This is a genomic window from Pseudomonas putida (assembly GCF_028682395.1).
GTDB classification, from domain to species: Bacteria; Pseudomonadota; Gammaproteobacteria; order Pseudomonadales; family Pseudomonadaceae; genus Aquipseudomonas; species Aquipseudomonas putida_AB.
This window is the reverse complement of sequence record NZ_JANHLC010000016.1, coordinates 1-22,644: the sequence shown is the minus strand read 5'-3', so window position 1 is coordinate 22,644 and position 22,644 is coordinate 1. Positions and strand designations below refer to the sequence as shown.

21 protein-coding genes are annotated in these 22,644 nt (G+C 62.7%); 13 read left to right on the top strand and 8 right to left on the bottom strand.

Annotated features, from left to right (window positions below; translation table 11 throughout):
* Positions 1-4: 4 nt before the first annotated feature.
* From NPS46_RS24445 to NPS46_RS24420, 6 genes are all read left to right on the top strand, one after another.
* Positions 5-601 (top strand): septation protein A, encoded by a 597-nt coding sequence (locus NPS46_RS24445; protein WP_274111817.1) that lies wholly within the window; start codon positions 5-7, stop codon positions 599-601.
* Position 602: 1 nt separating this feature from the next.
* Positions 603-902: a YciI family protein gene (locus NPS46_RS24440; RefSeq protein WP_274111816.1), complete on the top strand. Its 300-nt coding sequence runs from the start codon at positions 603-605 to the stop codon at positions 900-902.
* Between the two features lie 110 nt (positions 903-1,012).
* Entirely contained in the window at positions 1,013-1,402 is a 390-nt protein-coding gene (locus NPS46_RS24435) for a translation initiation factor 2 (protein ID WP_274111815.1), read from the top strand.
* 7 nt (positions 1,403-1,409) lie between these two features.
* A complete protein-coding gene (locus NPS46_RS24430) occupies positions 1,410-2,087 on the top strand; it encodes a response regulator transcription factor (protein WP_274111814.1) in 678 nt (225 codons plus the stop codon).
* 146 nt (positions 2,088-2,233) lie between these two features.
* Entirely contained in the window at positions 2,234-2,653 is a 420-nt protein-coding gene (locus NPS46_RS24425; RefSeq protein WP_274111812.1) for a Spy/CpxP family protein refolding chaperone, read from the top strand.
* A 64-nt stretch (positions 2,654-2,717) separates the two neighbouring features.
* Positions 2,718-4,052 carry a sensor histidine kinase gene (locus NPS46_RS24420; protein WP_274111810.1) on the top strand — a complete coding sequence of 445 codons (1,335 nt, stop codon included), beginning with the start codon at positions 2,718-2,720 and terminating at the stop codon, positions 4,050-4,052.
* 1 nt (position 4,053) lies between these two features.
* Here the strand turns inward: NPS46_RS24420 and NPS46_RS24415 are convergent, their stop codons facing one another.
* Positions 4,054-4,617 (bottom strand): nitroreductase family protein, encoded by a 564-nt coding sequence (locus NPS46_RS24415; RefSeq protein WP_274111808.1) that lies wholly within the window; start codon positions 4,615-4,617, stop codon positions 4,054-4,056.
* 204 nt (positions 4,618-4,821) lie between these two features.
* On the opposite strand from NPS46_RS24415, the gene NPS46_RS24410 reads away from it, so the two are divergent.
* A complete protein-coding gene (locus NPS46_RS24410; RefSeq protein ID WP_274111806.1) occupies positions 4,822-6,276 on the top strand; it encodes a TrkH family potassium uptake protein in 1,455 nt (484 codons plus the stop codon).
* Here the strand turns inward: NPS46_RS24410 and NPS46_RS24405 are convergent.
* A complete protein-coding gene (locus NPS46_RS24405) occupies positions 6,233-7,294 on the bottom strand; it encodes an AraC family transcriptional regulator (protein WP_274111804.1) in 1,062 nt (353 codons plus the stop codon). The two genes, NPS46_RS24410 and NPS46_RS24405, sit on opposite strands and share 44 nt — an antisense overlap.
* A gap of 161 nt (positions 7,295-7,455) precedes the next feature.
* Here NPS46_RS24405 and NPS46_RS24400 point away from each other — a divergent pair, with 161 nt between their 5' ends.
* Positions 7,456-7,767, top strand: a complete 312-nt coding sequence (locus NPS46_RS24400) for a DUF962 domain-containing protein (protein WP_274111802.1) — start codon at positions 7,456-7,458, stop codon at positions 7,765-7,767.
* 5 nt (positions 7,768-7,772) lie between these two features.
* Here NPS46_RS24400 and NPS46_RS24395 read toward each other — a convergent pair whose 3' ends face one another.
* Positions 7,773-8,594, bottom strand: a complete 822-nt coding sequence (locus NPS46_RS24395) for a UDP-2,3-diacylglucosamine diphosphatase (RefSeq protein ID WP_274111800.1) — start codon at positions 8,592-8,594, stop codon at positions 7,773-7,775.
* A gap of 131 nt (positions 8,595-8,725) precedes the next feature.
* On the opposite strand from NPS46_RS24395, the gene NPS46_RS24390 reads away from it, so the two are divergent.
* Together NPS46_RS24390 and NPS46_RS24385 are read left to right on the top strand one after the other, a co-directional pair.
* Positions 8,726-9,484, top strand: a complete 759-nt coding sequence (locus NPS46_RS24390) for an AraC family transcriptional regulator (protein ID WP_274111860.1) — start codon at positions 8,726-8,728, stop codon at positions 9,482-9,484.
* A gap of 78 nt (positions 9,485-9,562) precedes the next feature.
* A complete protein-coding gene (locus NPS46_RS24385) occupies positions 9,563-10,447 on the top strand; it encodes a DMT family transporter (RefSeq protein ID WP_274111798.1) in 885 nt (294 codons plus the stop codon).
* On the opposite strand, the gene NPS46_RS24380 is transcribed toward NPS46_RS24385, so the two are convergent.
* Positions 10,444-10,728 carry a SelT/SelW/SelH family protein gene (locus tag NPS46_RS24380; protein ID WP_274111796.1) on the bottom strand — a complete coding sequence of 95 codons (285 nt, stop codon included), beginning with the start codon at positions 10,726-10,728 and terminating at the stop codon, positions 10,444-10,446. The two genes, NPS46_RS24385 and NPS46_RS24380, sit on opposite strands and share 4 nt — an antisense overlap.
* Positions 10,729-10,795: 67 nt before the next feature.
* Here NPS46_RS24380 and NPS46_RS24375 point away from each other — a divergent pair, with 67 nt between their 5' ends.
* Positions 10,796-12,985 carry a patatin-like phospholipase family protein gene (locus NPS46_RS24375; RefSeq protein ID WP_274111794.1) on the top strand — a complete coding sequence of 730 codons (2,190 nt, stop codon included), beginning with the start codon at positions 10,796-10,798 and terminating at the stop codon, positions 12,983-12,985.
* Between the two features lie 75 nt (positions 12,986-13,060).
* On the opposite strand, the gene NPS46_RS24370 is transcribed toward NPS46_RS24375, so the two are convergent.
* From NPS46_RS24370 to recQ, 3 genes are all read right to left on the bottom strand, one after another.
* Positions 13,061-15,139, bottom strand: coding sequence for a FimV/HubP family polar landmark protein (locus NPS46_RS24370; protein ID WP_337994242.1), 2,079 nt, complete (start codon positions 15,137-15,139; stop codon positions 13,061-13,063).
* A 171-nt stretch (positions 15,140-15,310) separates the two neighbouring features.
* The gene (locus tag NPS46_RS24365; protein WP_274111790.1) at positions 15,311-15,745 is read right to left on the bottom strand and encodes a MarR family transcriptional regulator; all 435 of its coding nucleotides are present in this window, start codon (positions 15,743-15,745) and stop codon (positions 15,311-15,313) included.
* A 117-nt stretch (positions 15,746-15,862) separates the two neighbouring features.
* Positions 15,863-17,992 (bottom strand): DNA helicase RecQ, encoded by a 2,130-nt coding sequence (gene recQ, locus NPS46_RS24360; protein ID WP_274111788.1) that lies wholly within the window; start codon positions 17,990-17,992, stop codon positions 15,863-15,865.
* Between the two features lie 263 nt (positions 17,993-18,255).
* On the opposite strand from recQ, the gene NPS46_RS24355 reads away from it, so the two are divergent.
* Together NPS46_RS24355 and NPS46_RS24350 are read left to right on the top strand one after the other, a co-directional pair.
* Positions 18,256-18,843 (top strand): YecA family protein, encoded by a 588-nt coding sequence (locus NPS46_RS24355; RefSeq protein WP_274111786.1) that lies wholly within the window; start codon positions 18,256-18,258, stop codon positions 18,841-18,843.
* A 6-nt stretch (positions 18,844-18,849) separates the two neighbouring features.
* A complete protein-coding gene (locus NPS46_RS24350; RefSeq protein ID WP_274111784.1) occupies positions 18,850-19,239 on the top strand; it encodes a YbaN family protein in 390 nt (129 codons plus the stop codon).
* Positions 19,240-19,280: 41 nt separating this feature from the next.
* Here the strand turns inward: NPS46_RS24350 and NPS46_RS24345 are convergent.
* Positions 19,281-22,644 (bottom strand): beta strand repeat-containing protein (locus NPS46_RS24345; protein ID WP_274111782.1); only part of this gene is annotated, 3,364 nt, incomplete at its 5' end.

Below are 22,644 nucleotides of genomic sequence, written 5' to 3'. Positions count from 1 at the left end.
CACTGTGAAACAATTCATCGATTTCATCCCGCTCCTGCTGTTTTTCATCGTCTATAAAATCGAACCGCGGGTCATGGAGATCGCCGGCCACAGCCTCACCGTCGGCGGCATCTATAGCGCCACGGCCATGCTGATCATCAGTTCCGTGGTGGTCTACGGCATCCTCTTCATCAACCAGCGCAAACTGGAAAAAAGCCAGTGGCTGACCCTGATCGCGTGCCTGGTCTTCGGCAGCCTGACCCTGGCCTTCCACAGCGAAACCTTCCTTAAATGGAAAGCCCCGGTCGTCAACTGGCTGTTCGCCCTGGCGTTTGCCGGCAGCCATTTCATCGGCGACCGCCTGCTGATCAAGCGCATCATGGGGCACGCCCTGACGTTGCCAGACCCGATCTGGACCCGGCTGAACATTGCCTGGATCGTGTTCTTCCTGTTCTGCGGTGCGGCCAACCTGTTCGTCGCGTTTACCTTCCAGAGCATCTGGGTCGACTTCAAGGTCTTCGGTAGCCTGGGCATGACCGTACTCTTCCTGGTCGGCCAGGGCGTGTACCTGTCCCGTCACCTGCATGACGCCGACCCCACCACCCCGAAAACCGAGGACTGACATGCTTTACGCAATCATTGCCACCGACGTTGCCAACTCCCTGGAAAAACGCCTGACCGCACGCCCGGCGCATATCGAGCGCCTGCAACAGTTGCAGGCCGAAGGCCGTATCGTGCTGGCCGGTCCGCACCCGGCAGTCGACAGCAATGACCCCGGCGCCGCCGGTTTTACCGGGAGCCTGATCGTTGCCGAATTCGACTCCCTGAGCGCTGCCCAGGCCTGGGCCGAAGCGGACCCCTACGTCGCGGCAGGCGTCTACGCCGGGGTCCTGGTCAAGCCGTTCAAGCAAGTCCTGCCCTAAGCTCACCTCGCCCCCTCGCCACTGCGCGGGGGTGCGACGTTTCAGTTGCTCATTATTCTCGTTTGACGGCCGATAACCTGCAGAACAATCGATTGGAATCAGGAGTTCCGATGCGCCAAGGTCCGTTGTGTCTGCTGTTGGTTATGTTATCGATCGGGGCCACTGCCCAGGCCGAAGAAACGCCGCTCTCCCTGAGCGCGGGTAGCCAGATCACCGAATTGCAACAGCGCTTGAAGGAAAGCGAGCGTGTGCGCGAGGAGTTGAGCAAACAAATGCAAACCGCCGATGCCGAACGCGAAAGCGCCCAGCTCAGCCGGCTGCGCCAGGAAAACCAGCGCCTCAAGCTGCAGCTCAAGGAAGCCCAGGCGAGCCCCGTGCCGCGCCTGCTGACGGACCAGCAGCAATGGTTCATCATCGGCGGCGGCGTAGCGCTATTGGCACTGCTGTGCGGTATCTTCGCCAGTGGCGGACGTAAACAACGTCGGCAATGGCTAAATTGAGTGAGTCATGAGCGACCTGTTACTGATTGATGATGACCAGGAATTGTGCGAACTGCTCAGCAGTTGGCTAAGCCAGGAAGGCTTTCAGGTTCGCGCCTGCCATGACGGATCCAGCGCCCGCAAGGCGTTGGCCGACACCCCGCCGGCGGCGGTCGTGCTGGATGTGATGCTGCCCGACGGCAGCGGCCTGGAATTGCTCAAGCAACTGCGCCAGGACCATCCGGAACTGCCCGTGCTGATGCTTTCGGCCCGTGGCGAGCCGCTGGACCGCATCCTCGGCCTGGAACTGGGTGCCGACGATTATCTGGCCAAGCCCTGCGACCCCCGTGAATTGACTGCACGCCTGCGCGCCGTACTGCGGCGCAGTCACCCGGCCGCCGTCGCCAGCCAGATCGAGCTGGGCGACCTGGTCTTCAGCCCGGCACGTGGCGTGGTCAGCATCGATGAGCACGAATTCACCCTGACCATTTCCGAAAGCCGCCTGCTCGAAGCCCTGCTGCGCCAACCCGGCGAACCGCTGGACAAGCAGGAACTGGCGCAAATCGCCCTGGGCCGCAAGCTGACCCTCTATGATCGCAGCCTCGACATGCATGTCAGCAATCTGCGCAAAAAGATCGGCCCGCACCCCGATGGCCGCCCGCGCATTGTCGCCCTGCGCAGCCGTGGTTACTTCTACAGCCTCTAGCCTGCGTGCTCTACAACACCGTGAGTGTAAAGTCGGCGCAAGCACCTCTTTACCCAAGCTTTACCCTCGCTTGACCGCCGTTGACCTTGATCTCCCTAGACTGTGCTCATCCGGACTGACCGGAATCGAGATAAAGGAGATTTACCATGCGCAAGACTCTAATCGCCCTGATGTTCGCCGCAGCCCTGCCTACCGTTGCCATGGCCATGCCCGAAGGCGGCCAGATGGGCCCGCGTCACGGCGGCGATCGCGGCCACATGCCTTACAGCCAGCTGGACCTGAGCCGCGAACAGCGCCAACAGATCGGCAAGCTGATGGGCGAGCAAATGCACGAGCGCAAGGCACTGGTCGAGCAGTACCTGGGCAAACTCCCGGCCGCTGACCAGAAGGCGCTCAAGGACCAGATCAGCGCCAAGGAGCAGAAAACCCAGAGCGATATCCGTGCCCTGCTCAAGCCTGACCAGCAGAAGCGCTTCGACGACATCCAGAAAAAACAGGCCGAACGTCGCGCCGAGTGGACTGAATTCAAAGCCTGGAAAGCACAACAACCGCAAAAGGCGCAATAATCGCCTGATCGATGGCCCAACGACTTCTGGTCGTTGGGCTTTTTTCGTTTAACGAGGACTTTACGTGCGATCACTGTTCTGGCGCATCCTTGCCAGCTTCTGGCTGGCCATCGCCCTGGTCGCAGGGCTATCGATCCTGCTGGGGCATATGTTGAACCAGGACGCCTGGATCCTCAGCCGCCACCCGGGGCTCTCCAGCCTGGCCCAGGACTGGACGCAACGCTATGAGGAGCAGGGCGAGGACGCCGCCCAGCAGTTGCTGGAGAAGCGCAAGCGGCGCTATCACATCGACGTCCAGGTCCTCAATGAAAGCGGCGACCCGCTGGTACGCGGCACCTTCCCCCGCCGCGCCGCCGCCTACGAGGCCCGGCAGAACAACGACGATCGTCAGCTACCCTGGCGGCGCCTGACCGCCGAGTACACCAGCCCGAAAACCGGTGAAACCTACCTGCTGATCTACCGCATTCCCCACCCGGAACTGGACGCCTGGCACCGTGAAAGCCTGCTTTGGCCCTTGAGTGCTCTGGGTATCGCACTCGTGGTCCTGACCCTATTCAGCCTGTTGGTCACCCTGTCGATCACCCGCCCGCTCAGCCGCCTGCGCGGTGCCGTGCACGACCTGGGACAAACCACCTACCAACAGAACAGCCTGGCGCGCCTGGCCAATCGACGCGATGAATTTGGCGTACTGGCCAACGATTTCAACCGCATGGGCGCGCGCCTGCAAAGCCTGATTGGCAGCCAGCGCCAGTTGCTGCGCGATGTTTCCCACGAATTGCGCTCGCCACTGGCCCGGCTGCGCATCGCCCTGGCCCTGGCCGAACGGGCCGGCCCTGAAGAACGGGAACGCCTGTGGCCGCGGCTGATCCGCGAATGCGACCGCCTGGAGGATCTGATCAGCGAAATCCTGGCCCTGGCCCGGGTCGATGCCGACCAGGCCAGTGCCGAAACCGTCGACCTCGAGGCCTTGCTCAATAACCTGAAAAAGGATGCGCTCCTGGGTTCACCGGAGCAGGCGATCCACCTGGACCTCGAGCCGTCGCTGAGCCTCAAGGGCTGGCCGACCATGCTCGAACGCGCCCTGGATAATCTGCTGCGCAATGCCCAGCGCTTCAATCCGTCCGGGGAGCCGATCGAGGTCACCGCTCGCCGCCAGGGTGAACGGATTGAAATCAGCGTGCGTGACCACGGCCCTGGCGTCGAGCCCGAGCATCTGGCCCAACTGGGTGAGCCCTTTTATCGGGCCCCCGGGCAAAGCGCCCCCGGCCACGGCCTGGGCCTGGCCATCGCCCGGCGCGCGGCGGAACGCCATGGCGGCAGCCTGATCCTGGCCAATCACCCACAGGGCGGGTTTATCGCAAGCCTCGAACTGCCCCTGGAGCCCGGCATTCCCGGCTGACTCAGTGGCCTGGCCAGGCCGCGACAAAATCCTCGATGGCCGGGCGCGCCGGGGTCCGCAGTTCATTTTGCGGCGTACCCAGATACAGGAACGCAATCACCTCCTCATCGGCCCCCAGACCCAGCGCCTGGGCCACATGGGCCGAGTACGACAGCTCGCCGGTGCGCCACACGGCGCCGACGCCCTGGGCATGGGCGGCCAGCAGGATGCCATGAGCGGCACAGCCTGCCGCCAGCAGTTGCTCGGACTTCGGCACCTTGAAATGCGCTTGCAGGCGCGCAATCACCACCACCACCAGCGGCGCACGCAACGGCATTGCCCGGGCCTTATCGAGCGCTGCCTGGCTGACATCGACGCCGGCCAGTTGTACCGCCTCGGCCAGCACCTCACCGAACTGCTCACGGGCCGCACCTTCGATGGTCAGGAACCGCCAGGGCCGCAATTGGCCGTGATCCGGAGCGCGCAGCGCCGCGGCAAACATCGCTTCACGCTGGGCCGCAGTGGGCGCCGGGTCGAGCAGACGCGGAGCGGAAACACGGTTGAGCAAGTTGTCGAGAGCCTCCATCGGCCACCTCCTGAAAAAAAGTCCGGCTATTCTAGAGGTCCGGGCGCTAAATAGGCGCACCTTTTGCCAACCGTCCAGCCTGCCGACCAGAGCCAACACCCGGCCTGGAGCGCCGGCCCGCGACAGCCACCGTGTCCCGCCGGTTTACAAGCCCCGGGCCACAGGTAGAATGGCGCCCTTCCCTTTCCTGCCCGAGCGGATTTCATGGCGTTGCCGACCCTGCGGATCATCGGTTTCATTATCGGCATCTTCCTGATCACCCTGGCCATCAGCATGGTCATTCCCATGTTGACCCTGGTGATATTCGACCGAACGGGCGACATACCGTCGTTTCTCTGGGCGAGCCTGATTACCTTTGTCGCCGGCCTGGCCCTGGTCATTCCCGGACGCCCGGAACATGTGCACCTGCGCCCGCGGGATATGTACCTGCTGACGGTGTCGAGTTGGGTCGTGGTGTGCATCTTCGCCGCCCTGCCCTTCCTGCTGACCCAGCACATCAGCTACACCGATGCGTTCTTTGAAAGCATGTCGGGCATCACCGCCACCGGCTCGACGGTCCTCAGCGGCCTGGACAGCATGTCGCCCGGCATCCTGATGTGGCGCTCGCTGCTGCACTGGCTGGGCGGTATCGGCTTTATCGGCATGGCGGTGGCGATCCTGCCGCTGCTGCGCATTGGTGGCATGCGTCTGTTCCAGACCGAATCCTCGGATCGCTCGGAAAAGGTCATGCCGCGCTCCCATATGGTTGCCCGGCTGATCGTGGCGTCCTATGTGGGCATCACCGTGTTCGGCAGCCTGGCCTTCTGGTGGGCCGGCATGTCGCCGTTTGATGCGATCAACCATGCCATGTCGGCGATTTCGACCGGCGGCTTCTCGACCTCAGATCAGTCCCTGGCCAAATGGCATCAGCCAGCGGTGCACTGGGTGGCCGTTGTGGTGATGATCCTCGGTAGCCTGCCCTTCGCCCTGTATGTGTCGACCCTGCGCGGCAATCGCAAGGCACTGATCAAGGACCAGCAGGTCCAGGGCCTGCTGGGCTTGCTGGTGGTGGTTTGGCTGATTCTGGGCACCTGGTACTGGTGGACCACCAACCTGCACTGGCTCGACGCCTTGCGCCACGTCGCCCTCAACGTGACCTCCGTGGTGACCACCACCGGCTTCGCCCTTGGCGACTACAGCCTGTGGGGCAACTTCTCGCTGATGCTGTTCTTCTACCTGGGTTTTATTGGTGGCTGTTCCGGCTCGACCGCCGGCGGAATCAAGATTTTCCGCTTCCAGGTCGCCTACATCCTGCTCAAGGCCAACCTTAACCAGTTGATCCACCCCCGTGCCGTGATCAAGCAGAAGTACAACGGTCACCGCCTGGACGAAGAGATCGTGCGTTCGATCCTGACGTTCTCGTTCTTCTTCGCCATTACCATCTGCATGATCGCCCTGGCGCTGTCGCTGCTGGGCGTGGACTGGATGACCGCCCTGACCGGCGCCGCCAGTACGGTCTCGGGCGTCGGTCCGGGCCTGGGCGAGACCATCGGCCCGGCCGGCAACTTCGCCACCCTGCCGGACGCCGCCAAGTGGATCCTGTCCCTGGGCATGCTGCTCGGCCGCCTGGAGATCATTACGGTATTTGTGCTGTGTATTCCGGCGTTCTGGCGGCATTGAGTGCGCTGGCATTTTCCAGAAGCCGGGAGCGGTACTCGCCGGGCGTGACTTCAAACCAGCGGCGAAAGGCCCGGAAGAAATTGCTCGGGTCGGCAAAACCCAGCAGGTAGGCGATTTCCAGCAGGGTCATGCGCGGCTGCCCCAGGTACTGCTCCGCCAGTTCGCGGCGAGTATCATCGAGCAGCACCTGGAAACTGGTGCCCTCCTCCTGAAGGCGCCGCTGCAACGTACGCTGGGACAGATGCAGGGCCTGTGCGACCACCTCGCGCTTAGGCTCGCCCTGGGGTAGCAGCCGGCACAGCACCTGCCGCGCCTTGTGCGTGACACGCCCTTCGGAAAACCGCGCCAGGTATTCCCCGGCAAATCGATCATGTAGCAGGGCCATGGCCTCATTGGCCGTCGGCAATGGCGCCTCCATATCGGCCCGCTCGAAAATCAGCGCATCGTAGGGCGCGTTGAATACCAGCGGGGCACGGAACGCTTGCCGATAGGGCTCGATATCCACCGGCACACCGCCCTGTATCAGCACCTTGCGCGGTTGCAGGGTCTGCCCGCGCAGCCAGCTGCACAGCGCCAACGCGCAGGCCAGCGAGGCTTCGGCACTCTGGCGGGTGGGGGGCAGATGATCGCCATGCACGGTCAGGATCAGGGCATAGCCTTCGGGCAACAGACGAAAACTCAGGTCGGCACTTTCCGCGATGATCCGCTGATAGCGCACAAGGCGCATAAAGCCCTCGGCCAGGGTCCGGCTCGACATCAGCGCATAACCGGCCACGTGGAACGACGCCGGGCGAACGAACTTTCCCATGTTCAGGCCAATGGCCGGGTTACCGGACACCTCGACGGCCCGCTGCCAGAGCCGAGTCATGGAGTCCTGGGAAAAGCGCGCGTCGGGATCGTCCAGCGCGCGGTAATCGAGCCCGAGCTGGTTGAACAGGGCCTGACAATCCAGGCCATCCATTTCCAGCATCTTGACAATACCCATGGTCCAGCTTGCAGAAGTCGTTCGTTCGCTCATGGCGGTGTCTTACGTGATAAGCCGCGTACGGCGGTCAGTGCGCCAAAGGATACTAAAGTGGCGCCTATTGTCACTGGCCGTGACAGGTAATGACTCTAGACTCGAATAGGCTGCGCGTTGAACATCCTAAAAATACACCCCCTCGACCGAGGTGCTTCGATATGGAAAAAGCCAGGCATTTCAATAGCTTCGCCGAGTTCTATCCTTACTACCTGAGTGAGCATGGCAACAGCACCTCCAGGCGTCTGCATTTTATCGGCACCAGCCTGGTGATTTTTATCCTGGCCCTGGCCATCGGACGTGGCACCTGGTGGCTGCTGCTACTGCTGCCGATGGGTGGCTACGGCTTTGCCTGGGTCGGCCATTTCTTCTTCGAGAAGAATCGCCCGGCAACCTTTCAGCATCCTTTCTATAGCCTGCTGGGCGACTTCGTCATGTACCGCGACATGATCCTGGGCAAGGTACCGTTCTAGGCCACCTAGACCGGTTCGCCTATCGGCTCCTGTCCGGCTTTGCGCCGGGCTTCACGGGCCTGGGCGTCGGCCAGGCGGTAGAGCTCGATGGTACCGTCCCAATGTTCGATCAGCGCCGTGCAGGACTCGACCCAGTCACCGCAATTGAGGTACTCGACCTCACCGACCCGGCTAATCTCGGCATGGTGGATATGCCCGCACACCACACCATCGAGCCCACGCTTGTGGCACTCATGGGCGATGGCCTGCTCGAAGTCGCTGATAAAGCTCACCGCGGTCTTGACCTTGCGCTTGAGATACGCCGACAGCGACCAATAGCCATAGCCATAATGGGCCCGCCAGTGATTGAGCCAGCGGTTGAGGGTCAAGGTGAACTCGTAGGCCGAATCGCCCAGAAACGCCAACCAGCGGTGATAGCGGGTGATCACATCGAACTGGTCGCCATGGATCACCAGCAGTTGCCGGCCATCGGCGGTCCGGTGCACCGCTTCGTCGACCAACTGGATATTGCCCAGGATCAGCTTGGAGTAGCGGCGCAGAAACTCATCATGGTTGCCGGTCACGTAGATGACCTCGGTGCCGCGCTTGCTCATGGTCAGCAGGCGTCGAATCACATTGGTGTGAGCCTGTGGCCAGTACATGCCGCCACGCAGCTTCCAACCGTCGATGATATCGCCGACCAGGTAAATGCGATCAGCGTGGTAACCCTTGAGAAACTGCGACAGATGCTCGGCCTGACAATCCCGGGTGCCGAGGTGCACATCGGAAATCCACAAGGTCCGTACGCGCTGCTTACGGCTGGGTCGGGCAAGTTCCGCTCGGGTCATGGGCAATCTCCGGATTTTTTGCGAGCTTGCGCCGAGGCAATGAATCGCCCATGACAGTAAAAAGTCAGCCCGATGACAGCCGCTCCCCGGTCGCCGCCGGTGTAAACTGCCGGCTTGCCCGGGAGAACGCGATGAGCCCCATCCTCACGCTACGCGACTACAGCCATGAACTGATCACCCACAGCCACGACCACGCCCAGCTGGTTTTCGGCCTGAGCGGCTGCCTGGATTTCGAGGTCGATGGACGTGGCGGCCAAGTGCGCCAACAGAGCCTCATGGTGGTGCCCAGCGCGGTCCATCATGCCTGCGGCAGTGCCCAAGGCAGCCGTTGCCTGGTCCTCGATGTACCGGATGAAGACTGGCTCGTACATTCCCTGGGCGAGCATGCCGACGCCAGTCGGCGCCTGCTGGAACGACCCGGTCCCGTACTGCTGGACGCTGGCCAAAGCCAACTGGTGCAATGGTTGGCCCGTAGCCCTGTGGGAGATCGGGTGATTGCCCAGCAGGGCGCAGCGTTGTTGCTCGCCAGCCTCAACCATCGCGATGCTGGACCCCAGACGCGGCGTGCCCTGCCGCTGGCCGCCCTCGACCGCTATATCGACCGCCATGCCGCGCACCCGCTGCAGGTCGCCGATCTGGCGCGCATTGCCGACCTGTCCTGCGCCCGCCTGCACGCCCGATTTATCGCCGAATGCGGCCAGACGCCCATGGAGTATCTGCGCAGTCGCCGCCTGCAACTGGCCCTTGGCCTGCTGCGCGAGTCGAACCTGCCCATCGGTGAAATCGCCAGCCGCGTTGGCTATGGCTCGCAAAGTGCTTTTGCTGCTGCGGTCCTGAGGCAGTTTGGTCGCTCGCCCCGCCAGTTGCGCCGCGAGGCTGGCGACAAATAAGGCGAGCCACGCGACAGACAGTCGCGCGCGCCAGCCCCTAGACTGGCGTTCAGCTCGTCGTATTTCCCAAGGACTGCAATGACTCCGCGTACCGCCCTTGGCGCCCTGCATATTGGCGCCCTGATGTTTGGCCTGACCGGCGTGTTCGGCAAACTCGCCGCCGCCTCGCCCACTGTAATTGTGTTTGGCCGTGCGGCGTTTGCCGTACTGGCCCTCGCGCTCTTTGCCCGTTTCGCCAGCCGCACCGCCTGGCGTCGACTCCAGGCCACCGACTACCGTCGCCTACTGCTCAGCGGCCTGCTGCTGGCCGGGCACTGGATCAGTTTCTTCATCTCGGTAAAGACCGCTGGCGTGGCCGTTGCCACCCTGGGTTTCGCCAGTTTTCCAGCCTTTACCGTGCTACTCGAAGGGCTGATTTTCCGCGAACGTATCCGCGCCAATGAAATCCTGCTGGTGGCCCTGGTCAGTATCGGCCTGGTCCTGGTGACGCCAGCCTTCGACCTGGCCAGCGAAGCCACGCTCGGGCTGTTCTGGTCAGTGCTTTCAGGCCTGCTGTTTTCCCTGCTTTCGCTGAACAACCGTGCCAGCTCGGCACGCATTCCCCCCGTGCAGGCCGCCCTGTGCCAGAACGTGGTGGTCGGCCTGTGCCTGCTGCCGATAGCGGCACCGGAACTGGCCACGGTGCGCGCTCTGGACTGGCTCTGGATTGCCCTGTTGGGGGTGTTCTGCACCGGCCTGGCGCATAGCCTGTTTGTCGCCAGCCTGGCCGTGATCAAGGCTCGTACGGCGGCCGTGGTCTTCGCCATGGAGCCGATCTACGGCATCGCCATGGCCTGGTTGCTGTTTGGCGAAAATCCCACGCTGCGCATGCTGCTGGGCGGGGCGTTGATCATCGTCGCCATTGTCGTGTCCAGCCGCCTGGGTGGCAGGGCGAGCGCCAAGGCGGCGGCCAGCGCACATTAACCTCGATCGTTATGGCCCAGATCGCGCTCGGGGTCGATGCAGTCGCGAACCCGCTGTTTGAGCACCTTGGCCTCAGGGAAACCACCGTCGGCCTTGCGCTCCCAGATCTGCTCGCCATCGCAGGTAATGCGAAAAACCCCGCCGGTGCCCGGCTCCAGCGCGACCTGGCCCAGGTCGTCGGCAAAGGTACTGAGCAGTTCCTGCGCCAGCCAGGCAGCGCGTAGCAGCCATTGGCACTGTGTGCAGTATGTGATGACAATTTGCGGTTTGGCACGGCTCATTCAGGGCAATCTCCGGGGAAGGACGGCCGCTATAATAGCCGCCTTGTCGCCTGCACCGAGACTTCCAATGCGCGTTCTGCTGTCCTGCCTGCTGCTCTGCCTGTTGCCACTCCTGGCCCAGGCTGCCGAGCCTCCCCGCCCGAAGATCGGCCTGGTCCTGTCCGGCGGCGCAGCCCGTGGCCTGGCCCATATCGGCGTGCTCAAGGCCCTCGAAGAACAGGGCATCGCCATCGACGCCATCGCCGGCACCAGCATGGGCGCCGTGATCGGTGGCCTGTACGCCTCGGGCTACAAGATCGATGAACTGGAAAAACTCGCCCTCAACATCGATTGGCAGCAGGCACTGTCCGATGCGCCGCCCCGTGACGACGTGCCCTTTCGGCGTAAACAGGATGACCGCGACTTCCTGATCAAGCAGAAACTCAGCTTCCGCGACGACGGCAGCCTGGGCCTGCCCCTGGGCGTGATCCAGGGGCAGAACCTGTCGCTGCTGCTCGAAAGCATGTTGGCCCACACCAGCGACACCCGCGATTTCGACAAGTTGCCCATCCCCTTTCGCGCTGTAGCGACCGATATCGCCAGTGGCGAGAAAGTGGTGTTTCGCAAGGGCCACCTACCCCAGGTCATCCGCGCCAGCATGTCGATTCCCGCAGTCTTCGCACCGGTGGAACTCGATGGCCGGCTGCTGGTGGACGGCGGCCTGACCGACAACATCCCGCTGGATGTCGTCCGGGAAATGGGGGTCGACGTGGCGATTGTGGTCGACATCGGCACGCCCCTGCGCTCGCGCAAGCAGCTCAATAACGTGATCGATGTGCTGAACCAGTCGATCACCCTGATGACCCGCAGCAACTCCGACGAACAACTGGCCACCCTCAAGCGCGACGACGTGCTGATCCAGCCCTCGCTGGCGGCCTATGGCGTGACCGATTTCGGCCGGGCCCAGGACATGATCGACGCGGGCTATCGCGCCGCTCGCCTGCTCGAAGGGCGACTGGCACAGTTGCACCCGCAACAACCGATTGATGGCGAGTTGAGCACCGCCAGGACACCCGGCCAGCGCACGCCGGTGATCGATGAAATCCGCATCGAGAACGACTCCAAGGTCGGCGACTCGGTGATCCGCTACTACATCCGCCAGCATCTGGGCGAACCCTTGGATGTGGGGCGCTTGCACAGCGATATGGGCACCCTCTATGGCCTGGACTACTTTGAGCAGGTGCAGTACCGCGTGGCGCACAAGTCCGGGCACAACACGCTGATCATCAATGCCCGGGGCAAACGCAGCGGCACCGATTACCTGCGCCTGGGGCTGAACCTGTCCGACGATATGCGTGGCGACAGCGCCTTCAACCTGGGGGCCAGCTACCGCGTCAACGGTATCAACCGCCTGGGTGCCGAGTGGCTGACCCGGGTGCAGATCGGCGACCAGCAGGAGCTCTACAGCGAGTTCTACCAACCCCTGGATGTGGGCTCGCGCTACTTTGTCGCGCCTTATCTCAAGGCCGAATCCCAGAATGTCGAAGCGACTCTGGACAACGACCCCATTGCCGAATACCGCCTGGAGCGCTACGGCTTTGGCCTGAACCTGGGTCGGCAGATCGGCAATAGCGGTGAGATTCGCTTCGGCGTGGGCGAGGCCTGGGGCAAGGCCGATGTGAAGATCGGCGAGCGGGATTTGCCTCGAGTCAGCTTTACCGAGGGCTTCTACGAGCTCAAATACTCGTTCGACTCGCTGGATAACGTCTACTTCCCCCACTCCGGTGAAGATATCGGCCTGAGCCTGCGCGAGTACGAGCCGGCGCTGGGCTCCGATCAGCGCTACCGCCAATGGGAGTTCAAACTGAACAAGGCCTTGAGCGCCGGCCCCAATACCTGGATTCTCGGCGGCCGCTACGGGCGCACCCTGAACGATGCCGAAGTGGTCACGTCCAGCTTCCTGCTCGGCGGCGCGCGTCAGCTCTCGGGCTTTCGCCAGGACGCGCTGTCCGGGCAGAACGTCAGCCTGATGCGCGCCGTCTACTATCGCCGCCTGACCCCTCGGGCCTATCTGCCACTGGATTTCCCGCTCTACCTGGGCGCCTCGCTGGAGCGCGGGCGGGCCTGGAACAACGACAACGAATTCGACAGCGGCTATATCAATGCCGCCAGCATCTTCCTCGGATTCGACACGCCGTTGGGCCCGCTGAACTTCAGCTACGGCTTCAACGACGATAACCAGAAGGCGCTTTACCTCAACCTCGGCCAGACGTTCTAACCCGGCGTAACGCGTGCTCAACGCCATGCAAAACGCCGCGCTCCAGGGCGCGGCGTCTTGGCTTACAAGCTCTACCTAGCGCAGGCTGGACAGCAGACTGCGCGCGACCTGTTTCAGCGGCTCGGGGGCTTCCTCAAGCAGCTCGTGCAGCAGCTTCTGTGCCCCTGGCGAATCACCCTTGGCGATGCAGTCCTGTGCGGCTTCCAGCTTGTCTGCGGCCAGTTGCTCACGCTCCAGCGCTTCGAAATCCATCGCCTGGGGCTCATCAAAGGCGAATGCCTCGGGATCGTCCTTGAAGCCATCGAGGAAGTCGTCATCCAGTTCCTCGCTGGCCAGGCCGCTCACCTGGGGTTCAGGCTCGGCGAAATCGCTGAGGAACTGTTCCTCGGGCATCTCCAGGACCTGTGGCAATTCCTGCAGATTGGAGGCGAATGGCGGCTCGCTCACCGGCGCCACCTCGGCCTGCGCCGGTGGGGCAGCAGCCATGTCCCGCGATGCCGGGGTATCGAAGGGGCTGACCAGATTCCAGTCCGCATCCATCGACAGGTCATCGAGGTTGAGCTGGAACTCGTCAGCCGCTGCGGGTGCCGCCACCAGGGCAGCCGCCGCCAGGGGCGCAACCACGGGCGGTGCGGCATCGGGAACACTGGCCAGCTTGGGATAGCGACGACGTATTTCTTCCAGTTGCCCGGCATCGAAACCCTGGAGCAGCAAGTGCTGCTCCTGGACCGCATAACCGGCAGCGTCCCCTTGCTGGGCCAGCACTTCGAGCAGGCGCACCCGCAGGTCAGTGCGCTCGGGCTCCTTGCTCAGGGCCTCGCGCAAAATGGCCTGGGCCTCGGTGAAGCGGCCGTAAGCGATATAGATCCCCACACCTTCCAGGGCATCAGGGCTTTCGCCGGGCTCGGAGCGTGGTGTGGCGTTGGCCGCTGGCGTTGGCGAAACCCGCGGTTCGACACGTTGGGCCACAGGCGAGGGCGCAGCAGCGACCACCCGACTGACCATGGCCGGCGAGGTGGGCGGCTCAGGCGTCAACGGTAAAGGCGACGGCTCGAAGGCGCGACGGCTGCGACGCAGGTACAAACCCAGGGCCAACAGCAGCAATAGCACGGCCAGTGCCGCCAGCAGCAGCAAGCTGGAACCACCGGTATCAGTGCTGACCACGACCGGCGGTGTGGTACTGACCGGGGCTTGAGGTACAGCCGCCGGCGCGCTGGCGGGTGCAGCCTTGACTTCAGCCAGTTGCGTCTGCAACTCGACCACCTGTTTCTGGCTGCCGAGAATCTGTTCGTCCTGCGCCTGGACCTTGGCCTGCAATTCAGCCAGGGCCTGCTGCAACTGCTGGTTTTCCAGCACGCTGGCGGCCAGTTGCTCGGCATTCTGCTCGGCCTGCGCCGGGGCCTGGGAGGCGGCCGTGGCTGCACCGCCCGGCTGCACGCTATCCGGCAGCAACAGGCTCTGGCCCACGATCAGGCGCTCGCTGCCGGGGTTCAAGGCACGAATGCCACGCATCAGTTCGCTGATCGACGCCTGGCTGCCGCCGTTGCTCAAGCGCTTGGCGATCGACCAGAGGTTATCGCCCTGGAGCACGGTATAACGCTTGCCTTGCGAAGCCGGCGGCGGCGCACTGGCCAGCGGCTCTGCCCGCGACACCGGGTTCGCGGCCGAAGCCGGGCCGGTCGGCGTGGGGCGCGGCAGTGCCACGGTGCCCGGCGGATCCAGCAGCACAGTGTATTCGCGCAGCAGATTGCCGTTGGGGCGGTTGATCTGGACCAGGAAATTCAGGAAAGGCTCGTTGACCGGCTTGTTCGACTCGACCCGGATAAAACTGCGATTGCCACGCAACACCGGGGTAAAGCGCAAGTCATTGAGAAAGAACAGGCGCTCGACGCCAGCCCGCTTGAACTCTTGAATATCGGCCAGGGTGACCGACAGCTCATCGTCCGCCAGGTCACCGGGTTCAATCAGGGCGATCTCGGCCCTGAACGGCTGGTTGAGCGCCGATTGCAGGGTGATATCGCCCAATCCCAGCGCCGAGGCCCAGGCGCAGTAAAAGAATGAACCGCAAGCGGCGGCCAGCGCCCAGCGACGGGCCTTGATCGGTCGAGTCATCCCTGGGGAAAAACGCAACACGGACTGCAAACTTTCGAGCATGGGCATCCCTTAGCTGACCGAAATCCACGTGATCCACAAACAATATCGTAGTGCCATTAGCGTATCGAGGTTTTATAGAAAACAGCCTGTCTATCAACCGGCACTATCGGCAAGCAGCCTTCGGGTAAACCTTATAGTCTGCCTGCCGTTGTTTCTCAAAAAGGCCGCGCTTCAGGACTTCTCCAGATTCGCCAGAATCCGCGCATGCACGCGCATGCAGATCCGCAATTCTTCTTCATCGACGCCGACGAACACTTCCTGGCGCAATGCATTGGCAATCGCTTCGATCTTCTCGATCAGCGGCAACGCCGGTGCGCACAGGGCAATCTTCTTCGCCCGCCGGTCTTCCACCACCGCATGCCGCTGGACCAGGCCCTGGGCTTCCAGACTGTCGAGCAAACGAGCCAATGTCGGCCCTTCGACGCCCACGCTCTTGGCCAGCTCGCGCTGGGTCGGCGGCTCCTCGAAACGGGCGAGATGCAACAGCACCAGCCAACGGGCCTGGGACAGGCCAAGACCCGCCAGGCGGCGATCCAGCTCAGCACGCCAGCCTCGGGACATATGGGCCAGTTGCATGCCAAAGCGGTGTTCATCGGTTAACGGCATAGGAAACTCATGATCAGGCTGAAATAGACAAAACTAATTATTAGCCAGCTAAGCATGGCATCTGCCTATAGGCAAGCGTCGCGACGCCTTAAAACAACAGATGTCGTAAATGACCTCTCAAATTTCGAACTCCGATTGCAATGCCGCCCGAACACAGTACAAAACGCCTTCCGGAACCCGACCCGCGAACTGCTCGGCAATGGCCGTCACCGCCGGCAACTCGCCCTCACCGTCGAGGAAGGCATCCTGCACTTCACCGAGCAAATCCTCGGGCAGGTCCAGGGCCTGTTCCAACGACAACTGCTGGCGGCCGATGGCCTCGGCCAGCAGTGTGTAGACGTTTTTTTCCGAGCATTGCAACTGGCCGGCGATCTGCACGGGCGTCATACCGGCGCGCGCCAGGCTGATCAATTCGTGGCGAAGATCGGCCACCACCTTCGGCGCTTCGCCCTGGCCGCCGAGCACTTCGAGGAAAGCCTCGCCATAGCGCTCCAGCTTGCGCGCACCGACGCCGCTGACCGTCGCCATTTCGGCCAGGGATCCGGGCTGGCTGCGCAACATTTCCAGCAATGTCGAATCGGGGAAAATAACGTAGGGCGGCACGCCATGCTCTTCCGCCAGCTTGCGCCGCAGGGCCCGCAGGGCTTCCCACTGTTCGCGCTCCTCGCCCCGCACCAGTTGGCTGGCCGGGCTGCCGGAGCTGCTCTTGACGCTGGTTTGCGGCTTGAGATCGCGGCGCAGTTCCAGGGTGACCTCACCGCGCAGTAACGGCCGGCAGATGTCGCTCAGACGCAGGCCGCCATAACCCTCCAGGTCGATATCGGCCAGGCCCCGGGCCACCAACTGACGGAACAGCGAACGCCACTCCCCTTCGGAGCGCGCCTTGCCGATGCCAAACACCGCCAGGTGCTGGTGGCCAAAGCTGCGGACCTTGTCGTTTTCCTTGCCCAGCAGCACATCCACCAGATGACCGACGCCGTAGCGTTGCCCCGTCCGGTAGATGGTCGACAAGGCCTGGCGCGCTGGCTCGGTGGCATCCCAGGTCTGCACCCCATCGACACAGTTGTCGCAATGGCCGCAGGGCTGAGGCATGTCTTCGTCGAAATAGGCCAGCAGGGTTTGCCGGCGGCAGCGGGTTTCCTCGCACAGCGCCAGCATGGCATCGAGCTTGTGATGCTCCAGGCGCTTATGGCGCTCGTCGCCCTCGGAACTCTGCAGCATCTGCTTGAGCATCAGTACGTCTTGCAGGCCGTAGGCCATCCAGGCATCGGCCGGCAGGCCATCACGCCCGGCCCGACCGGTCTCCTGGTAGTAGGCTTCCAGGGACTTGGGCAGGTCCAGGTGGGCGACAAAGCGCACGTTGGGCTTGTCGATGCCCATGCCGAACGCAATGGTGGCCACCATGATCAGCCCTTCCTCATTGAGGAAGCGCTTCTGGTTGGCCGCACGGACCTCACTGGGCAGCCCGGCATGATAGGGCAATGCCGGAAAGCCCTGTTCGCAGAGAAAGGCTGCGACTTCATCGACTTTCTTGCGTGACAGGCAATAGACGATCCCCGCATCGCTGCGCCGCTCCGACAGGAACGCGAGCAACTGTTTGCGCGGCTGCTCCTTGGGCACGATGCGATAAAAGATATTCGGCCGGTCGAAGCTCGACAGGAAACGTTCGGCGTCTTGCAGATGCAGGCGGTTGACGATTTCTTCGCGCGTACGTTTGTCGGCCGTGGCGGTCAGGGCAATACGCGGAACCTGCGGGAACATCTCGGCCAACTGGCCCAGTTGCAGATACTCCGGACGGAAATCATGCCCCCACTGGGAAACGCAGTGCGCTTCATCGATGGCAAACAGGGCAATCTCAAGACTCTGCAGAAAGCCCAGCATGCGTGGCTGGACCAGCCGCTCGGGGGCCAGGTAGAGCATTTTCACCTCGCCGCGCTTGATGCGGGCGGCGAGATCACGCTGCTGCTCGGCGCTCAGGGTCGAGTTCAGGGCCGCTGCCGCGACGCCCAGTTCCTCGAGGGTCGCCACCTGATCGTCCATCAATGCGATCAACGGCGAAACCACCACCGCCAAGCCTTCACGCAGCAATGCCGGGACCTGGAAGCACAGGGACTTGCCGCCCCCGGTGGGCATCAGGACCAGGGCATCACCGCCGCCGGCCACGCGCTCAATAATGGCACCCTGGCGACCACGGAAGCTGTCGTAACCAAAGATATCCTTGAGGACGCGTTGAGCCTGTTCGAGCATCGGTAACTCCAAAAATCAGCGAAACGCCCCGGTAAAGACTGGTCGAGACTGACGCACTTGCCGGGGAAAATTCCGTAAGCGCACGTTACTCGAACCACCACACACAGGTGGGGCATCACAAAACGCGGCAGTATACCCGAGCGCCCACCGCGACAGGGCGGCCGCGACGAACCGTCTGGTGCAGCGATATCTGCGCTGCGGCTGGGCACGAGGCTCAAGAAGGCCTAGAATTCAGCATCGTTTATTCCCAAGGTAGCCCTTCAATGTCCTTCGCTGAGCAACTAACCCGCCTGCAAGCCTTCCTCGACGCCGACGAGCTGCATGAAGAAGCGCTGGACTACGTGGCCGCTCACGGCTACCTGACCGCCCTCTCGATCTGTGCCGAGACCGTACCCGATCGCGAATGGATCGACGCCCTGTTCGCCGAAGAGCCCCACTACGCCGATGCCGCCCAGCGCGAGGAAATCGAAGCCACCCTGATCCAGCTCAAGGCCCATATCGGCCGCCAGTTGGCTTCGGACGAGGAATTCGAACTACCGTGCGACCTCGACCTCGGCGACGATCCGGATGATTCCGAACTGCGCGGCTGGTGCATCGGTTTTATGGAAGGTGTGTTCCTGCGCGAAGAAGCCTGGTTCGAGACCGCCGAGGAAGAAGTCAGCGAAATGCTGTTGCCGATCATGGTCGGTTCGGGCCTGTTCGACGAGCAGCCTGAGTTTGCCGATATCGCCGGCGACGCCAACCTGATGGACGACATGATCGTGCAGATCCCCGAAGCGCTGACCGCGCTTTACCTGCTGTGCAACGCCCCGGACGAAAAGCCGGCACTGCTCAAGCCACGCCATCACTGAGTCCGCGTGACGTCCAGATCGTCTACCCAGCGCCCTCTGGTACTGCGCTACGCCCTACTGGCCATTGGCTGGTTGAGCGTGGCGCTGGGGGTGATCGGGATTTTTCTTCCGGTGTTGCCCACCACTCCTTTCCTCCTCCTGGCCGCTGGCTGCTTTGCCCGCAGTTCGCCGCGTTTCTATGCGTGGCTGGTGGGTCATCCACGGCTTGGCCCATGGATCCGCGACTATCTCGATGGCCATGGCATCCCCCTCAAGGGCAAGGTCTACGCCATTGGCCTGATGTGGCTGAGCATCGGCCTTTCCTGCTACCTGGTCCCTCTGCCCTGGGCACGCGGCTTTATGCTGACCAGCGCGGTGCTGGTCACCCTGTATATCCTGCGCCAGAAGACCCGCTGAGCCGAACGCCAGGCGGCGTCGGCCCAAACGCAGGCTCGCTGTCAGACCGTATCCACCTTCAACGAATGATCGTTGAGCATGCCATTGATAATGGTCGCGGTATCCGCTCCGGCAGCAATCACCCCGCCCGAGCCCGGCGTCACCCCATAGTGCGTTGCCAAACTGACCCCGGCCAGATCGATGGTCTGGGTCGGCGCTGCCCCCGCTACCGAACTGATATCAATGGTCGAGACCAACGTAGCGCCGCTGCCGGTCACCTTGAAGTGCAGGTAGTCGTCCAGCGAAGCCGAACTGGCGTTCTCCCCTTGTAGCAGTTGGGCAAGGTCGAGCTTGTCGGTGCCCAGGCTGAAGTCCGTCACCAGGTCGTGCCCACTATTGCCTTGCAGCCACTGGAAGGTATCGGCTCCCGGACCGCCGGTCAGGGTGTTGTTACCCATCCCGCCAATCAGCAGGTCATCGCCACCGCCGCCAATCAGGGTGTCATTGCCCAAACCGCCACTCAGCACATTGGCATTGTTGTCGCCGGTCAGGGTGTCGTTGTAGTTGGAACCGATCAGGTTCTCTATCGACACCAGCGTATCGAGCCCCGCACCGACAGTATTCTGCTGGCCAACATGGCCCAGATCGACCGTCACCCCGGCCGTGGCATTGAGGTAGCTGACCGTGTCGTTGCCCGCCCCGCCATCGAGCAGGTCGTTACCCGAGCCACTGAATAGCAGGTCATTGCCATTGCCGCCGTACAGGCTGTTGGTGCCGCTGACCACACTGAGGACATCGTTGCCGTCATTGCCGTTGAGGATATTGTCGCCCGGCGCCGCCAGCAGCACGTCATCGCCCGAAGTCCCCGTCAGCGTGTGCCCGGCCTGGTAGGTGATGCTGATCGCCGCGCTGTCGCTGCCGCCATGGCTGTCGTTGGCCGTATACGTACCGCTGTAGTCGGGCGTGCTGTCCGCCGCGTCGGCATAGTTGACCGTCATGGTCAGTTGATAGTTTTCGGCAGCATTGCCCACCTGGGCATCTGCCAGGTTGGTCAGGTGGATTCTGTAGGTCCCATCCTGCAAGGCGGTGAACAGGCCGCCATCGGCAATCGCCGTGTAGGCAGTGGCAGCACCAACCGTAGGAACGTATTGCCACTCCATGGCCAGGTGTGAGGCGGCCAACGAGTGATCGAGGGTCAATGTTTCGCCCTGCTTGAGCGTGACGGTAATCACATCCTGCGCGTTGGCCGCCGCGCCGTTGACCGCCCCCAGATAGCCGCTGACCACCGCCACGGCTGTCATCATGGCGCTGTTGCTGGTAAAGGCGCTACGCGCCACGGTAAGCGCCTGGTTGGCGGAACTGTTGCCGGGGCCGGCAAATCCGGGAACCGTCGTGGTGCCAGTGAATTCGGCGCCTCTGGCAATCCAGCCAGTATTGAAGGTCGTGGGAGCGGCATTCAGTGGATCGCCATTCGGGTCCGTATCATTGGCCAGCAACAAGGCTGCCGGCACATTGATATTGGCGGCCAACAGGTTGGTGATGACATGGTCATCGCCCGCCACCGGCGCTGCGTTGGGATTGACCTTGATCACCAGTTGCGCACCGCCCAGGTCGCCGTCGTTATCGACCAGTACAAAGCCGATATTTTCCGTGACCTGAACGCCGCTGACTTTCGGTGGCGTGTAGATGTACTCGCCCGTGTCCATATCGACAATCAGGGTGCCACCACTGCCGGTGGTGATGGTGATGCTGTTGCTCACGGTATCGAAGGTGCCTGTGCCCGTACCGCCGGCGACGGTCATACCGCCCTGGTTACTGTTGGCCGTCGGGTCGAACGTGTAGGTAATCCCCCCCACCACCAGCGATTTGACAAAGCCGCCATCGGCGCCAAACGAGCCGTCGGTCAACAGGCTGCCCGTCACCGGTGCGCCTTGCACGGTGCCTGCCAGCACCGAGTTGAGTTGGTTGAGATCGGTGACGACGACCGAGTTGGTGTCGGTATGAGTACTGCCGTCGTAGGCCAGGGGGTTGAGTGCCGCGCTGTTGACCCCGGTACCCAGCCCGATGGCATAGGACTTGATTCCGTTGGCATCGAGAAAGGCTTTCCAGGCGGTCTCATCGGCGGTACCGATTTCCTGCCCGGCAGTCGGGACGCCATCGGAGAAGAAATAGCCGACATTTTGCGCCCCCACCAGCTTGCCGCTGGTGCCAAAGGCTGTCTGCGCGGTCGCCACTGCCGCGTCGTAGTTGGTGTTGCCGCCGGCCGTCAGGCCATTGACGATAGTCTTGGCGGTGGCGATATCGACCCAGGTTGAAGTGCGGTCGGTGGCATTGGTGCTGAATGTCACCACCTGCACCTTCACATCCCCCATGTCATCGTACTTGTCCAATAGCGTGCTGATGGCCTGCTTGGCCAGTGCCAGCCGACTCAAGCCGGGCACGCCCGAGGCATCGGCCATGCTGCCGGAGACATCGATGATCAGCAGCAGATTCGAATCCACTTCCACCGTGGTGACCGAACGTTCACTGGCCACGGCTTTGGGTACGTCGTCGACAATGCTGATCACAATGGTGCTGTTCACCGTATTGCCCAGGGCATCGGTGGCCTTGTAGGCAAAGCTCTCGGTCAGCACATTGGGACCGTCATTGGCACTGGGTGAAGTCTTCGGTGCCGAGGTCAGGGTGTAGGTGTAGGTGCCATTGCTATTGAGCAGGATCTGCCCATAGCTGCCGGTGGCACTGCCCACCAGGGCAAAGGTCAGCGGGCCCGTACCGCCCGTAGCCGCGCCGACCAGGGTGCCGCTGGCGGTTTCGCCCGTGTTGCTCGGGTCACTGCCAATGACCGTACCGGCGGCCAGGTCCTGGCCGTCCTTGCTCAGGTCGAGGGCCTTTTCGTACACCGTAATATCGCCATCGGGCACCGCCTTCAGGCCGCTGTCGGCAACATTGATGGTCAGCGTGGTGGTACTCAAATCACCGTCGCCATCGCGAATCGTGTAGGTGAACACATCACTCGCACCGGGCGGCGTTACCGCGTTGGGGTTGCTGTGATAGACCGCAACGCCAGCCGCATTGAGCGTCAGCGTGCCGTAGGTGCCGGTAATCGTGGTATTCAGGCCAGTGCTGACATTGGCTGTCTGGCTACCGGCCTTGACGCCGATCACGGCCGCACCATCGGCCCCCAGAATGTCGTTACCCAGCACATTGGTGGTGACGGTGTCGCCCTCTGTGACCTGAGCGGTATCGGCCTTGGCGGTGGGTACATCGTCGACGATGCTGATCTGGATCGTGCCGGTGACCGTATTGCCTACCGCGTCGGTGGCCGAGTAAGTGAAGGTCTCATTGAGGGCGATATTGGCGCCGTTATCACCGTTTGGCGTGTTGGTTACCGGCGAAGTCAGGGTGTAGGTGTAAGTGCCATTGCTA

What these genes read in the sequence shown, in the direction of transcription:
- NPS46_RS24410 (WP_274111806.1), top strand. Translation starts at nt 4,822, where the DNA reads ATGGCGTTGCCGACCCTGCGGATCATCGGTTTCATTATCGGCATCTTC.
- recQ (WP_274111788.1), bottom strand. Translation starts at nt 17,992, where the DNA reads ATGCTCGAACAGGCTCAACGCGTCCTCAAGGATATCTTTGGTTACGAC.
- NPS46_RS24400 (WP_274111802.1), top strand. Translation starts at nt 7,456, where the DNA reads ATGGAAAAAGCCAGGCATTTCAATAGCTTCGCCGAGTTCTATCCTTAC.
- NPS46_RS24430 (WP_274111814.1), top strand. Translation starts at nt 1,410, where the DNA reads ATGAGCGACCTGTTACTGATTGATGATGACCAGGAATTGTGCGAACTG.
- NPS46_RS24440 (WP_274111816.1), top strand. Translation starts at nt 603, where the DNA reads ATGCTTTACGCAATCATTGCCACCGACGTTGCCAACTCCCTGGAAAAA.
- NPS46_RS24370 (WP_337994242.1), bottom strand. Translation starts at nt 15,139, where the DNA reads ATGCTCGAAAGTTTGCAGTCCGTGTTGCGTTTTTCCCCAGGGATGACT.
- NPS46_RS24435 (WP_274111815.1), top strand. Translation starts at nt 1,013, where the DNA reads ATGCGCCAAGGTCCGTTGTGTCTGCTGTTGGTTATGTTATCGATCGGG.
- NPS46_RS24425 (WP_274111812.1), top strand. Translation starts at nt 2,234, where the DNA reads ATGCGCAAGACTCTAATCGCCCTGATGTTCGCCGCAGCCCTGCCTACC.
- NPS46_RS24385 (WP_274111798.1), top strand. Translation starts at nt 9,563, where the DNA reads ATGACTCCGCGTACCGCCCTTGGCGCCCTGCATATTGGCGCCCTGATG.
- NPS46_RS24395 (WP_274111800.1), bottom strand. Translation starts at nt 8,594, where the DNA reads ATGACCCGAGCGGAACTTGCCCGACCCAGCCGTAAGCAGCGCGTACGG.
- NPS46_RS24365 (WP_274111790.1), bottom strand. Translation starts at nt 15,745, where the DNA reads ATGCCGTTAACCGATGAACACCGCTTTGGCATGCAACTGGCCCATATG.
- NPS46_RS24405 (WP_274111804.1), bottom strand. Translation starts at nt 7,294, where the DNA reads ATGAGCGAACGAACGACTTCTGCAAGCTGGACCATGGGTATTGTCAAG.
- NPS46_RS24415 (WP_274111808.1), bottom strand. Translation starts at nt 4,617, where the DNA reads ATGGAGGCTCTCGACAACTTGCTCAACCGTGTTTCCGCTCCGCGTCTG.
- NPS46_RS24380 (WP_274111796.1), bottom strand. Translation starts at nt 10,728, where the DNA reads ATGAGCCGTGCCAAACCGCAAATTGTCATCACATACTGCACACAGTGC.
- NPS46_RS24375 (WP_274111794.1), top strand. Translation starts at nt 10,796, where the DNA reads ATGCGCGTTCTGCTGTCCTGCCTGCTGCTCTGCCTGTTGCCACTCCTG.
- NPS46_RS24355 (WP_274111786.1), top strand. Translation starts at nt 18,256, where the DNA reads ATGTCCTTCGCTGAGCAACTAACCCGCCTGCAAGCCTTCCTCGACGCC.
- NPS46_RS24390 (WP_274111860.1), top strand. Translation starts at nt 8,726, where the DNA reads ATGAGCCCCATCCTCACGCTACGCGACTACAGCCATGAACTGATCACC.